Origin of the sequence: Acholeplasma oculi, assembly GCF_900166985.1 — a bacterium.
Taxonomy (GTDB): domain Bacteria; phylum Bacillota_I; class Bacilli_A; order Acholeplasmatales; family Acholeplasmataceae; genus Acholeplasma; species Acholeplasma oculi.
Genome location: NZ_FUZK01000002.1, coordinates 21971 through 35789, shown reverse-complemented (window position 1 = coordinate 35789; position 13819 = coordinate 21971). Strand labels below are relative to the sequence as shown.

17 protein-coding genes and 1 other annotated feature are annotated in these 13819 nt (G+C 31.0%); of the genes, 14 read left to right on the top strand and 3 right to left on the bottom strand.

All coding sequences use genetic code 11. The annotated features are described in order from the left end of the window. The first annotated feature begins 43 nt into the window (after positions 1-43). From B5X49_RS04305 to B5X49_RS04260, 10 genes are all read left to right on the top strand, one after another. The gene (locus B5X49_RS04305; RefSeq protein ID WP_045748932.1) at positions 44-757 is read left to right on the top strand and encodes a pseudouridine synthase; all 714 of its coding nucleotides are present in this window, start codon (positions 44-46) and stop codon (positions 755-757) included. Further along, a complete protein-coding gene (locus B5X49_RS04300) occupies positions 747-992 on the top strand; it encodes a DUF2129 domain-containing protein (RefSeq protein WP_045748933.1) in 246 nt (81 codons plus the stop codon). The genes B5X49_RS04305 and B5X49_RS04300 overlap by 11 nt, the downstream gene beginning before the upstream one ends. Positions 993-1070: 78 nt before the next feature. Continuing rightward, positions 1071-1313: a 30S ribosomal protein S16 gene (gene rpsP, locus B5X49_RS04295; RefSeq protein WP_045748934.1), complete on the top strand. Its 243-nt coding sequence runs from the start codon at positions 1071-1073 to the stop codon at positions 1311-1313. A gap of 24 nt (positions 1314-1337) precedes the next feature. Beyond that, positions 1338-1586, top strand: coding sequence for a KH domain-containing protein (locus tag B5X49_RS04290; RefSeq protein WP_045748935.1), 249 nt, complete (start codon positions 1338-1340; stop codon positions 1584-1586). Between the two features lie 6 nt (positions 1587-1592). After that, on the top strand, positions 1593-2072 hold the full coding sequence (gene rimM, locus B5X49_RS04285) for a ribosome maturation factor RimM (RefSeq protein ID WP_045748936.1): 480 nt from the start codon (positions 1593-1595) through the stop codon (positions 2070-2072). Beyond that, complete coding sequence (trmD, locus tag B5X49_RS04280; protein WP_045748937.1) at positions 2069-2800, top strand: tRNA (guanosine(37)-N1)-methyltransferase TrmD; 732 nt, start codon at positions 2069-2071, stop codon at positions 2798-2800. Before rimM ends, trmD begins: the two co-directional genes overlap by 4 nt. A 79-nt stretch (positions 2801-2879) precedes the next feature. Further along, the gene (gene rplS, locus B5X49_RS04275) at positions 2880-3242 is read left to right on the top strand and encodes a 50S ribosomal protein L19 (RefSeq protein ID WP_045748938.1); all 363 of its coding nucleotides are present in this window, start codon (positions 2880-2882) and stop codon (positions 3240-3242) included. Positions 3243-3389: 147 nt separating this feature from the next. After that, positions 3390-4382: a LacI family DNA-binding transcriptional regulator gene (locus B5X49_RS04270; RefSeq protein ID WP_045748939.1), complete on the top strand. Its 993-nt coding sequence runs from the start codon at positions 3390-3392 to the stop codon at positions 4380-4382. Positions 4383-4613: 231 nt separating this feature from the next. Beyond that, positions 4614-5852, top strand: coding sequence for a tyrosine--tRNA ligase (gene tyrS / locus B5X49_RS04265; RefSeq protein ID WP_245943161.1), 1239 nt, complete (start codon positions 4614-4616; stop codon positions 5850-5852). Between the two features lie 6 nt (positions 5853-5858). After that, the gene (locus B5X49_RS04260) at positions 5859-6701 is read left to right on the top strand and encodes a diacylglycerol/lipid kinase family protein (protein WP_045748940.1); all 843 of its coding nucleotides are present in this window, start codon (positions 5859-5861) and stop codon (positions 6699-6701) included. A gap of 48 nt (positions 6702-6749) precedes the next feature. Here the strand turns inward: B5X49_RS04260 and trpS are convergent, their stop codons facing one another. Both trpS and pepF read right to left on the bottom strand, forming a co-directional pair. After that, complete coding sequence (gene trpS, locus B5X49_RS04255) at positions 6750-7754, bottom strand: tryptophan--tRNA ligase (RefSeq protein ID WP_045748941.1); 1005 nt, start codon at positions 7752-7754, stop codon at positions 6750-6752. A 51-nt stretch (positions 7755-7805) separates the two neighbouring features. After that, positions 7806-7981: a binding site (T-box leader), on the bottom strand. A 32-nt stretch (positions 7982-8013) separates the two neighbouring features. Then, the gene (pepF, locus tag B5X49_RS04250; RefSeq protein WP_045748942.1) at positions 8014-9777 is read right to left on the bottom strand and encodes an oligoendopeptidase F; all 1764 of its coding nucleotides are present in this window, start codon (positions 9775-9777) and stop codon (positions 8014-8016) included. Positions 9778-9997: 220 nt separating this feature from the next. On the opposite strand from pepF, the gene spx reads away from it, so the two are divergent. Continuing rightward, positions 9998-10459, top strand: a complete 462-nt coding sequence (gene spx, locus B5X49_RS04245; RefSeq protein WP_045748943.1) for a transcriptional regulator Spx — start codon at positions 9998-10000, stop codon at positions 10457-10459. A gap of 63 nt (positions 10460-10522) precedes the next feature. Here spx and B5X49_RS04240 read toward each other — a convergent pair whose 3' ends face one another. Further along, positions 10523-11071: a CYTH domain-containing protein gene (locus B5X49_RS04240; RefSeq protein WP_159444484.1), complete on the bottom strand. Its 549-nt coding sequence runs from the start codon at positions 11069-11071 to the stop codon at positions 10523-10525. 183 nt (positions 11072-11254) lie between these two features. Between B5X49_RS04240 and gap the strand changes: the two genes are divergently transcribed. The 3 genes from gap to B5X49_RS04225 all read left to right on the top strand — a co-directional run bounded on the left by gap (position 11255) and on the right by B5X49_RS04225 (position 13816). Then, entirely contained in the window at positions 11255-12268 is a 1014-nt protein-coding gene (gene gap / locus B5X49_RS04235) for a type I glyceraldehyde-3-phosphate dehydrogenase (protein WP_045748945.1), read from the top strand. A gap of 202 nt (positions 12269-12470) precedes the next feature. Beyond that, on the top strand, positions 12471-12788 hold the full coding sequence (locus tag B5X49_RS04230) for a hypothetical protein (protein WP_045748946.1): 318 nt from the start codon (positions 12471-12473) through the stop codon (positions 12786-12788). Continuing rightward, positions 12788-13816 carry a V-type ATPase subunit gene (locus tag B5X49_RS04225; protein WP_045748947.1) on the top strand — a complete coding sequence of 343 codons (1029 nt, stop codon included), beginning with the start codon at positions 12788-12790 and terminating at the stop codon, positions 13814-13816. The genes B5X49_RS04230 and B5X49_RS04225 overlap by 1 nt, the downstream gene beginning before the upstream one ends. Positions 13817-13819 lie beyond the last annotated feature (3 nt).

Below are 13819 nucleotides of genomic sequence, written 5' to 3'. Positions count from 1 at the left end.
ATATTCACCTCTATTAAAAATATTATATCATAGGAGTAAAAGAGTGCCCAGACTAGACAAGATTTTATCGAATTTAAAATATGGAAGTAGAAAAGATGTTAGAAATCTCATAAAAAAGGGTTCTGTTTTAGTCAATAATGACATCGTTAAGGTTTTTGATATGCAAGTAGACCCGACTTATGATAAAATATCGGTTAATGGTAAACCACTCTTTTTAAAAGAAAACGTGATTTTATCATTTTATAAACCCAAAGGTTTTTTATCAAGTCATAAAGATTCATTGCATCTTACATTATTTGAATGGATCAAAGAACCTTATCAAAGACTGGATTTAAAGATTGCAGGTAGACTGGATTTAGATAGTGAAGGTTTAATGATTTTAACCACCGATGGTGATTTAATTCATCGAATTACACATCCTAAAAAGCATTTAGATAAAATATATGAAGTTATACTGGATAAAGATGTGGAAGAAGCTTCACTTGAACCTCTAAAAATAGGTGTTTTATTAAAAGATCCTCATGGTGAGACCTACAATGCAGTAGCAAAAGATTTAGTTTGCAGAAATGAAAAATGTAGAATCGTTATTGATGAGGGTAAGTTTCACCAAGTAAAACTCATGTTTAAAAAGATTGGATATGAAGTCTTAAATTTAAAAAGGATACAAATTGGTAATCTAAAACTTAATTTAGAACCAGGACAGTATCAAGAAATCAATATAGAAGATATATTTGGAGACAAAGACGATGGAAATTAAAAGATGTGCATATATAGTTGATTTTAAAGGAAAAGAAGTTCCTAAGAAATTAAGTAAGCTTGATGTAAATTTAGCATACGTATCTAAAAAATCAAATTATGCAGTTGTTTATTTAGATGAAAATAAAGGTGAAAAGATGTTATTAAGCCAACTTCATAACGTGAAGGGGTTTGTTGCATTATATCCTTCCTTATTTTTTCACATAGAATCCAATATTGAAGTTCAAACAGATTGATGTCAAGAAAAAATACTTGACAGCATAATAATTTATGATACAATAGATTAGGATAAAATTTAGTAAGGAGAAATCAATATGGCAGTTAAATTACGTTTACAACGTTTTGGTAATCATAAAAGACCATTCTATAGAATCGTAGCAGCTGATTCAAAAGCACCAAGAGATGGTAAATTCTTAGAAATCGTAGGAACTTATGAACCAATTCAAGGTACTGTTTTAGTCAATGGTGAAAAAGTTCAATCATGGATGGCTAAAGGTGCACAACCAACAGATACAGTCAAGAGCTTATTCAAAAAGTTCAATGTATTAAATAAATAATTTATTAAGGGGGTAAAAAAGCATATGGCAGTCGATTTTGCAAAGTTAATCAAACAAATAGTTATGCCATTAGTGGTTTCCCCAGATGATGTTTCTGTCAAAGTTCTATCAGAGTATGATCAACTGATTCACGTGCAATTGCTCGTGAATAGTCAAGACTTAGGTAGAGTGATTGGCAAAGGTGGAAAAATTGCAAGTGCGATTCGCACGATCGTTTACGCTGGAGCATCAAAAGTTGGTAAACGTGTGCATCTAGATATTGATGCATATTAAGATAAAATGATACTTTATTCGATAGGTAAGATTGTTAACACCCATGGAATCAAAGGTGAAGTCAAAATTAAGAAGGATACAGATTTCGATCGATTTAAAAAAGGTTCAACCGTTTATATCGATGGGAAATTACTAAAAATTCGCTCTGTAAGAACACAAGGTGAATTGTATCTGGTTGCTTTTGAAAATCTTTTATCATTAACCGACGTGGAACACTTGAAACATCAAGAAGTATTCACATCTGATGAACCCACTGATTTAAAGGAAAATGAATATCATTTACCTAAACTCATTGGATTAAGTGTGTTAACCCAAAATAATTATTTAGTCGGACATGTGGATTCGCTCATCGAAGTACCACAAGGTCATTTACTCAAAGTCATCAAATCGGATGGTAAATATGTATTAATACCGTTTGTATCTGAATTTATTAAGTCTGTAACAGACGAAGAGATTATGATTGATACAATTGAGGGATTGATATGAAAATAGATATAATAACAATTTTTCCTAATTTCTTTGACCAATTCTTAACAACATCTAAGATTAAGCATGCAATTGAAGATGGTCAAGCAGAAATTAAAATTTATGATCTAAGAGATTATACGGATTTAAAAGGTGGAAAAATTGATGATACACCTTATGGTGGTGGTGCTGGGATGTTAATGATCTATCCACCGTTTCATAAGTTATTAAAACAAATACAAACCGATGAAAGTTATACTGTATTTCTTTCACCTCAAGGAACTGTATTTAACCAGTCTATTGCAACAAAAATGAGTAGAGAAATCAAACATCTCATTTTAATTTGTGGACATTACGAAGGTATTGATGAACGCGTCTTATCGTTAGTTGATGAAGAAATGAGTATTGGTGATTATGTTTTAACGGGTGGAGAAATTCCTGCAATGGTTATTGCAGATAGCATTATTCGTTTGTTACCTGGTGTGATTAATGAAGCATCATATATTGATGATTCACATCAACAAGGTTTACTTAAATATCCACAATATACAAAGCCTAGTTCATATGAAGGTCTAGAAGTACCTGAGGTATTAAGATCAGGTCATCATGAACAAATAAGACTTTGGAGATTAAGGGAAAGTTTAAGAAAAACATTCACTAAAAGACCGGATTTATTAGTAAAAAGGGATTTTAGTAAAGAAGAAAAGAAGATTTTAGATAATCTTAAAAAAGAGATTGAATCTAAATAAAGATTCATGTATAATAAAAAACGCACGCTGGTCCGCTAAGTTATACTTATGAACAGACGTAGAATAAGGAGAATCGTTTATGGCAAAATTAAAAGGTCAAGCCTTACTAGCTGAAATCACTAAGAAATATCTTTTTGAAAGACCAGACTTTAAAGCAGGAGACACTGTTAAAGTCTACGTTAAAATTAAAGAAGGTAACAAAGAAAGAATTCAGTTATTTGAAGGTTTAGTTATTAAGCGTCAAGGATCTGGTATCTCAGAAACTTTCACAGTTCGTAAGGTTTCAAATGGGGTAGGTGTTGAAAGAACATTCCCAGTCCATACACCGGCTATTGATCGTTTAGAAGTTGCTCGTGTGGGTATCGTTCGTCGTGCTAAATTGCACTACATCCGTACACTCAGCAAGAAAGCATCAAGAATCAGAGAAAAGAAAGCAGCTTAAGTATAAACCAGCATATAAAATGCTGGTTTTTATTTATTTGATTTGACTATGTTTTTCTTTTTATGAAAATTTTTCATTTTGTTTCATAACATATTGTAAGCACTTCCATTTTATGATATAATCGAATTTAATAAAGAGGTGATGATTATGAGTAACGCAACAATTTATGACGTTGCTGGAGCTGCGGGTGTTTCACTTGCTACAGTTTCTAGAGTGTTAAACTCGCCAGAAAAAGTAAAGGAAGAAACTCGTGTTCGTGTATTAAAAGTTATTAAAGAACTAGGGTATCGTCCCAACGTAATCGCAAGAGGTCTTGCAAGTAGAAAAACAACTACAGTAGGTGTTGTTATTTCAGATATTACAAGAGCTTCGGTTGCACAAATGTTAGGTGGGATTGCAGATATTGCTGAAAAGTATAACTATTCCATTAAACTTTTTACGATTCATGAGGAAGCAGATGTTTTAGATACTTTACAAAATATCGTTGCAGAACAAGTTGATGGCATTCTTTATTTAAACGATGAATTAAATGATCGTGATGTTGAGCTGATTAAACGTATGTTTAATGACAATAACATTCCATATGTTTTCGCAAACGTTGTTACAAGTGATCCAATTGTACCAACCGTATCCATTGACTATGTTAAAGCAGGTTATGAAATCACTAAGAAGTTAATTGATAAAAAATGTAAAGACATTTATTTATTAAGTACAGCTAGACGTTATAGCGTCAATGATAAAAAAGAAGAAGGCTATACAAAAGCAATGCTTGAGGCTGGCTTAGAACCTAAGATATTTAGAACAAGTGGTGATACACTGATTAATCGTCCACACTTTGAGACATTCTTCGCGGATATCCATGTGGATGGTGCAATTGCAGTTAGAGATTCAATTGCAGTATCGTTTTTAAATACAGCAATTGAAAATGGTAAATCCGTTCCAAGTAATTTAAAAATTGCTGGATTCCAAAATACCAAGTATGCTGCATTATCTAGGCCAGCACTTACATCCATTGATATTCCAGTATATGATATTGGTGCAGTATCCATGAGATTATTAACCAAATTGATGCAATCTAAAGGTGTCGAAAATACACGTATTGTATTACCACACCGTATTATTGAAAGACAATCAATTTAATCGTCTGTGAATTTGACAATAAGTAGATATTTAAAACTAAAATAAGAGATCTGGTGTTTGGTGTGAACCAGAAGTTAAATTAAATGATCGAAATACAACAAATGAGACACATAAATTTTTAAGTGCACGATGTTTTGTCGTGAACTAAGGTGGTACCACGGAATTTTTATTTCGTCCTTAGATTGTTTTTTCAATCTAAGGACATTTTTATTTAAGGAGAGGATGATTTGAATGATGAACTTATATGATGAATTAGTTATGAGAGGTATGGTAAAAGATGTTTCTCATTTGGAACAAGCAAAAGTATTAATTAATGGAAAAGGTGTTAAGTTTTATGTAGGATATGACCCAACAGGTGAATCGTTAACCGTTGGACATTTAGTTCAAATTGTACGTATGAAATATCTTCAAAAACATGGACATATTCCAGTCGTTTTAATTGGAGGAGCAACAGGTTTAATAGGCGATCCTAAAGAAACCTCAGAAAGAAAACTTTTAACACTAGAACAATCACTATTAAATGCTAAAAAAATTGAAACTCAAATTAAAGGGTTATTAGATGGAAATGCAATCTTTGTGAATAACTATGATTGGATTTCAAAAATAGATCTTATTTCGTTTTTAAGAGATTATGGAAAATATTTTAATGTCAGTTATATGTTGAACAAAGAAACCGTTCAAAAAAGATTGGATATAGGTATTTCATACACTGAATTTTCATATATGATTTTACAATCTATCGATTGGTTGAACCTATATCAAACAATTGATTGTAAAATACAGTTTGGTGGTTCAGATCAATGGGGAAACATTACTGCAGGTCTAGAACTTATTAGAAAAGTTGTTGGTGAAAATGATGCTGTTGGTTTAAGTAGTCCATTACTCTTAAAAGCAGATGGTACAAAATTTGGTAAATCTGAATCCGGTGCACTTTGGTTGGATAAAACATTAACAAGTCCTTATGAAATGTATCAATATTTTTTAAATAGTAGTGATCATGATATTAAAAACTTCTTAAATTTATTAACAACACTTGAAAGAACTGAAATTGATGCATTAATAGATGCATCCTTAAAAGAACCAGAATTAAGAATTGCTCAAAAGAGATTAGCAGAAGAGGTTGTCTTATTTGTTCATGGTAAAGATGAGTTAAACCGTGCTAAAAAAGTAACAGAAGCATTATTTAGTGGAGACTTTAATCAATTAGATGAGGCATCCTTTGAAGTACTTGGAAAAGTATTAGATCGTGTTGAAGTTACAAATGATGGTATTATTGAAGTATTAGTTCGTTCAAGGCTTGCAAAATCCAATCGTGAAGCTAGAGAATTTATTCAAAGTGGTGCAGTATATCTTCAAGGTGAAAAAATATCTGACTTAGAGTATAAAGTTCTTCAAACAGAAAAAGCTTTTGGACAATATGCAATCTTAAGAAGAGGAAAGAAAAAATACGTATTAGTCGTATTTAAATAATAAATTATGGACATTATTTTATATAATCCACTATCCAATAAGGGTAAAAATAAGCATATTGCAGAAAAATTATCTAAAAAACATCAAAAAAAAGGATTCAATGTAGATATTAAGAATCTTTTAGATATTCATGATGTAAAGTCTTTTTTAAGTGCATGTAAAGAAGAAGATAGAATCATTATCATCGGTGGAGATGGTACTTTAAACCGTATCGTTAATCAAATTCAAGGTATCGACTTAAAACCATCTGTCTTTATGTATAAAGCAGGTACAGGTAATGACTTTATCCGAAGCGTTCCAGTGAAACATAAACTTGCAGATATTAAACCTTATATTATGAATTTACCAACTGTTTCTGTAAATGATAAGCATTCCTTATTTTTAAATGGTACAGGAGTTGGTTTAGATGGATTGGTTTGTTATAAGGTAAACAGATCTAAACAAATAAAAAATAAATCCAACTATTTTAAAAACTCAATTCAATCATTCTTTCAATATAAACCTGTTACTGCGTATATTACAGTGGACGGGGAATCGTTTGAGGCGAATAAAGTTTGGTTTGCAACTTGTATGCACTCTAAATATTTTGGTGGTGGTATGATGCTTGCCCCTAAAATCAAAAGAACAGATAAAGTCATTGAATTGGTAGTTGTCAAAGATGTTCCTAGATGGTTACTCTTACTGATATTTCCAACCATTTATTTTGGTTGGCATAGAATATTTAAGAGTTTTGTTAAGTTTTATAGAGGGAAAGATATTAAAGTTCAATTACTCGTGGATACCTACATGCAAATTGATGGAGATGAAATATACCCTGTGAGAGAATATCAAGTTAAAGCACACGAATAAAAATAAAACGATTGTTCAGCTTATCATTTGAACAATCGTTTTTTTATGTTATTTTTTACGTTCTAAACCCATTCTTGCCATTACTTTAGCCATTTTTCTTTTGGCAATCATACTCGCATAATCACGACCCTTATCCAGTATTTGATCAAGTTCACTGGATTGAATCAGTGATTTATATTTGGTTTGTATGGACTCAATATGATTTGCGAGTAACTCACCTAATTCTTCTTTAAATCCCTGATAAGACGTTTCATGTTCATATTTCTTTTCAATTTTTTTTATAGGCATATCTGTAATTGCAGAATAGATTGTTAATAAATTAGAAATACCCGGTTTAAGTTTTTCATCAAATCGAATGGATTGATCAGAGTCTGTAACTGCAGAACGAATCTTATTTCTAATTTGATTTGGAGTATCTTGTAGTAAAATATAGGATTTCTCACTTAAACCTTCGGATTTACTCATCTTTTTAGTAGGTTCTTGTAGGTCTTTAATTTTCGCACCGACTTTGGTTATATGACCAACTGGAACAACAAATGTTTGACCATATTGTATATTAAATCTTTCTGCAAGAAGTCTTGTTAATTCAAGATGTTGATTTTGATCCTCACCTACTGGAACAATGGATGCATCATAAAGTAATATATCTGCAGCCATTAATGCAGGATAAGTTAGAAGTGAGGTACGAACACCCTCTGTTTGGGTACGTTTTTTCTCTTTGAACTGAATCATACGTTCCATTTCACCGATATATGCAGTAGATTCCATAATATAACCTAATAATGCATGTTCGATGACCTCAGATTGAATAAATAGATGTACTCTTTCTGGGTCTAATCCACATGCAACATAAAATGCTGCAATATCTTTAATACGAGCTCTTAATTTTTGTTTCTCCTGTGGTGTTGTAATAGCATGTAAGTCAGCAACAAAAATAAAGAATTCTGTATCTACTAATTCATTTTGTAGTTTGACAAATTGCTTTATCGCACCAATATAGTTACCTAATGTTAATTCTCCAGTAGGTTTAATCCCTGAGACAAGTCGTTTCATATGTTTTTTCTCCTTAAAAAATAAAATTCGTCCTTAAAAAGTATAATCTTTTTAAAGGACGAATGATTAAATCCGTGGTACCACCTTGATTCTAGATAAAAATCTAGCACTTTGATGAAATTGTTGACTCATAGGCCCATTCATACAACCATACTTCCTATATTTCACCAAACTATAGGTCTCTTTATAAGTCATGGAGGATTACTTGTTCTAATCAACGTCAATAATATTTTAATGTATTTTTATAAATAGTCAACCCTTAAGAGTCAAGTAGTGCTTCTAATTGATCTAATAAAGATTCCATACGTTTAATTACAGATAAGAATGTTTCTTTTACAGTTAAGTCTGCACCTGCGATTTTAGCCTCATCAACAGGATACATTGAACCACCTGTTTTTAACATAGCAATATAGTTTTCAAATGCTTTAGGTTCATTAGATTTTACATTATCATAGATTTTTAGAGAAGCACTAAAAGCTGTTGCATATTGATAGACATAGAAAGGTGTATAGAATAAGTGTGGGATATATGCCCAAACATATTGTTTACCTGGTTCTTTAGTAATATCTAAATCATAATAATGTTTATATAAATTAATCATGATTTGAGATAAGTTTTGTTCATTAATTGGTTGACCTTCTTGAACTAATTTGTTGGCTTCATATTCATAGGTTGCAAATAATGTTTGACGGTAGAATGTTGAACAAATATTATCAATAGCCATAGTTAATAACTCAATTTTTTCTTCTTTTGAATTTGATTTTTTCAAGAGATGATCGAGTAATGCATGCTCGTTAAATGTTGATGCAATTTCTGCTACAAAGATTGTATAATCACTGATTGGCATAGGTTGTGCTTTATCAGAGAATATTGTATGTGCAGAGTGTCCTGCTTCATGAGCAAGTGTAAAGACAGAATCTAATGTATCATTGTGGTTAAGTAAGATAAATGGATGATGTCCATAAAAACCTGATGAATATGCACCTGTACGTTTTCCATCTTGTGGATAAGCATCCACAAATCCATCTTTTAATGCATCGAGTTGATTATCGACAAATTCTTTAGGGAATCCATTTAATGCATCAATAAATAATTGTTTAGCTTCTTCATATGGATATTTTTTATCAGATTTAGCAAGTGCTAAGAATCTATCATAAGTGAAGTATTCATCCATTTTTAAAGCTTTCTTACGGATTGCAATATAACGTTTTAATGGATGTGTGTTTTCGTAAGCTGCATCTTTTAAGTTATGGAATACTGAAGTTGGAATGTTGTTACCAAATAATGCTGCATCTAAACTTGATTCGTATTGTCTGTTTTTAACGTTTGCACTTAATTGTTGTAAGACTAAGTTATAAGTTGCTGCAAATGCTGATTTATTATCAACATATTTACGGTATAAAGATTCAAAAATCTTTTTACGATCTTCTGGTGTTTTTGCATCCTCAATTAATGCACGGAATTGTGCTTGAGATACAGTTACTTCAGAGTCATCAGATAATTTAATTGTTTCATCTTTTCTGTCTATTACAGATAATGCTTGATATAAAGAAGTAGGGATATTTCTGATTGCTGAGAAGTTAGAGAGTAAACCTTCACTCTTAGCATCTAAGATATGTTCTTGACTTCTAAATAACTTTTGATAAGGGAACTTAAATGGTTTTAAGTAATCATCCTTTTCAACAAAACTTAATACTTTTTCTTCACCTAAAGCAATAATCTCTGGTGAAATAAATGAGGTAAGTTGAGATAATTGTGAAAGTGTTAACCCAACTTGTTGATTCATATTCATCTTTTTAGTATCTTTTAAATTTAGATCACTTCCAAGATGTGCATATGCATAGACTTTATAGAGTAAGTGTGTAACTTCCTCATCAAATAAATGATATGCTTTAAAGGATTCGAAATCACCAAGTTTTCCTTTGAAATCTTGGAACTTTGATAGTTTTCCTTTTAATAATTCAAAATCTTTTTCCCAAGCTTGATCATCGGAATAAAAGACGGATAAATCCCATTTAGACATATAATATACCTACCTTTAATAAATTGTATTTATTATAACAAGAAAGTCATAAAAAACCATGATAAATGTATATAAAGTATTCAAATATTTGAATGAATACGTTTTCACTTATTCCATAAAATACATTTTTCCCTTGTCCTATTGTAAATCATTTGACAAACCTATATAATAAACATAGACACTTATCTCTAATGGTAAGGGCATGGGAGGAGACTTATTTATGATCACAATTTATACGACTCCAAGTTGTTCGTCTTGCAGAAAAGCTAAGAAGTGGTTAGACGAACATAAGGTACCATATGAAGAAAAAAACTTGTTTAATCATCGAATTGATGACACCGATATAGAAATGATGCTCAATCATGCGGAAAACGGATTTGATGATATTATTTCAACACGCTCTAAAGTGTTTAAAGAACAAGAATTAGAAGTTGAAGATATGTCAGTTTCTGAATTAAAATCATTTATTATTAATCATCCTTCAGTCTTAAAAAGACCGATTATTGTTGATGCAAAGCGTATGCAAGTTGGATATAATGATGAAGAGATTAGAGTATTTATTCCTAAACGTTTAAGAGAAATGATTATGCGTGAAAATTCAGAAGAAGATTTCACACACTATGATGAAACACTGAGTCGTTATTTTGCTACAATGACTGATGAAATAGATGATGAAGAATAGTCCTTAAGGGCTATTTTTTTTATGATGACTCAAAAGATAAAAAAAACATACCAGTTTGGTATGTTATGGACGAATGATGCACATAAGTGCACGTTCGCTTTTTCTTTTTGTTTGTTGGAATGTAATTTGGAATTTAGATAATATTTTATTCCAAGTTTGAAGACCTGTTTCAAAGTGGTCTGCTTCAAATTCTATTTCATAATCTGTTAATCCACAATATTCATTGTAATCTAAGAAGAGTGTACCACTTTCATAAGGTGTAGATGCTCTAAAGTTATCTAACGATGTTTGGAATTTAACAAAGAAGTCAATTTGTTCAAAGTAATCTTTTGTCTTAAAACCGTTTTTAATCATATCATTTGCTTGATCTTGATCTAGTAAAATATGATATTCATAAGCACCATGTTCACTTTGAGATTTAAGCGTTAACTTATATGTCTCTCTCTTCTGACGAATACGTAAAACCATAGATTGTTGATTTAACTCTAATTGGTCTGTATCAAAATAGTAATTTGTTTGCTTAAACACGTTGCCTTCTAAAGAAAAGGCTTCAATTAAAGTCTCATATTTTGATTGATCTATTTTTGTTTTAAATTCAATTTCGACATTCATATGTACCATATTAACTTACCTCGATAATATGATTATATCATATAATGCACGAAAATTGAATCTTAAGAGATTATGTAATTGAAGCACTAAGTAAACGTTTACAATCATATTAACACTTGATTTAAAAAATATTATGATAAAATAGTATTGAATAAAAACCAAAAATCTTAGGAGGAACTCAATATGGCTATTAAAGTAGCAATTAATGGATTTGGTCGTATCGGTAGACTAGCATTTCGTTTGATGTTTGACAACCCAACATTTGATGTTGTGGCAATCAATGACTTAACGGATGCAGAAACATTGGCATACTTATTAAAGTATGACACAGCACAAGGTCCATTCAAAGGACACGAAGTATCAACAAATGGAGACAAATTAGTAGTTGATGGAAAAGAAATTACTATTTATGCTCAAAAAGACCCATCACAATTACCTTGGGGTGATTTAAAGGTTGATGTTGTATTAGAATCAACAGGTTTATTTACATCTGCTGACAAAGCTGGATTACATATCCAAGCAGGTGCTAAGAAAGTTGTTATTTCTGCTCCAGCAACTGGTGAAGGCGTTAAAACTATCGTTTACAACGTAAATGATAACATCTTAGATGGTTCTGAAACAATTATTTCAGGTGCATCTTGTACAACAAACGCTTTAGCTCCTTTAGCTAAAGTATTAGACGATAACTTCGGTATCGTTAAAGGATTCATGACTACAGTTCATGCGTATACTAATGACCAATCTTTAATGGATCAACCACATAAGAAAGGCTTTATGTCAAGACGTGGACGTGCTGCTGCTGCAAGTATTATCCCATCATCAACAGGAGCTGCTGCTGCAATCAGTTTAGTTATTCCTTCATTAAAAGGTAAATTAGATGGAACTGCATTACGTGTTCCAACAATTACTGGTTCAATCGTTGACTTAACTGTTGAATTAAAGAAAGAAGTAACATTAGAAGAAATCGATGCTGCATTCAAGAAAGCTGCTAATGAAACATTACAATATCAACCAGATCCAATCGTATCTGCGGACGTTATTGGTTCTCATTACGGATCAGTTTATGATGCAAACACAACTCAAATCTTAAAATCAGATGCTAAATTTGTTAAGGTTATGGCTTGGTATGACAATGAAATGTCCTACACTGCACAATTAATCAGAACAATGAATAAGATTGCAACATTAACTAAGTAAGTCGTATAAACCAAACCCCGTAACCTAACTGTTACGGGGTTTATCTATGGTATTTACAACAAAATATATTTTATCCTTGTAAAATGAAAGTGATAGGACTATAATAACAAAAGTAAATGTCTATATACTCATACGTTTTTATTTTTGTATGATAAACTATATGTAATATAACATGTGTTTTTAGGAAGAAGGCGCACATAAAATGAAAAAATTAATTCACGAGGTTATAAAACTCGATCAACAAGCTCAAGAACAAATTCTTAAACTTAAAAAGGAAAAAGAGGAGCTCTTTTTATCATTTAAACAAATGAAACAAGAACTCACTGAAAAAAACCGATTAGAAATCTTAGAACAAACAAAAGTCTTGGAAGCTGATGCAAAAATTTTATTTGAAGAGCGTATTTTAGCATATCAAGAAAAGACTCATATTAAAGAAAAAAATATTTTAGATCAATATGAAAAAAATAAAGAAGTTTGGATTAATGATTTAATGAAATATATATTAGGTGAACTAAATTGATGTTCGTTGGTAATGCTTTAATAACAAAAATAAAGACGGTTCATGCCAATAATCTAAAACCTGCAGATTATAAAGAACTTTTAAAGAAACGTAATATCAATGACGTTACGGTCTTTTTAAAAAAGCATCCTGCATATCAAGAAGTTTTAGATAAAATTCCTGAACATACAATCAACAGAAGCCGATTGGAAGGATTGATTCGTCGTCAAAAATTTAATCAGATGATGCGTATCATTAAATTTTTAACCATGAAAGATCAATCTTTTTATTTGTTAAGTTTATTGCACCAAGAACATGAAGTCTTACTTTCAATGATTCGTAGTTTCATATCCAATGAAACCTATGATGTTGTTGCTGATCTACCGGTTTATTTTAATAGATACTCCAAAATTGATTTTGAAGAAATCTCTAAAACAACGAACCTTCAAGAATTAGTTCCTAAACTTAAAGGTACAAAGTATCAAAAAATGCTCAAACCCTTTGAACGCGTCAAGAACGATGATTTGAAATACTATGAGTTTGAATCTTTATTTGAATCAGATTATTATGACTATGCATTTACGCATATTCAAAAGAATTATAAAGGTCGATTAAGAGATGAATTAGAAAAAGTTTTCCGTTCTCGAATTGAAATGGAAAACATGATTAAGATTTATCGTTTGAAAAAGTTTTATAAAGCAGATAGTTTAGAAATTAAATCCATGTTAATTCCAAGTAACAGAATGAGTGAACAAAAAATGGATTTAATTATCAAGATTGAAGATCCTAATCAAATTTTCCAAATGATTATCGATATGGGATATGGTCAGTTCTTAGGTGATAAAGATGAAATTTATCTAGAATACTATGCAGACCATTTAAAGTTTCATATTGCAAATAAATTAATGTATTATGCAACACATCCTTCCAAAGTATTTATTGGATATATGATTTTATCAGAATTAGAAGTAACAAATTTAACCCATTTAATTGAAGGTATAAGATATCAAGTACCAGAAGAAGAAATTCGTTCGATGATGGTATTTTAAGAG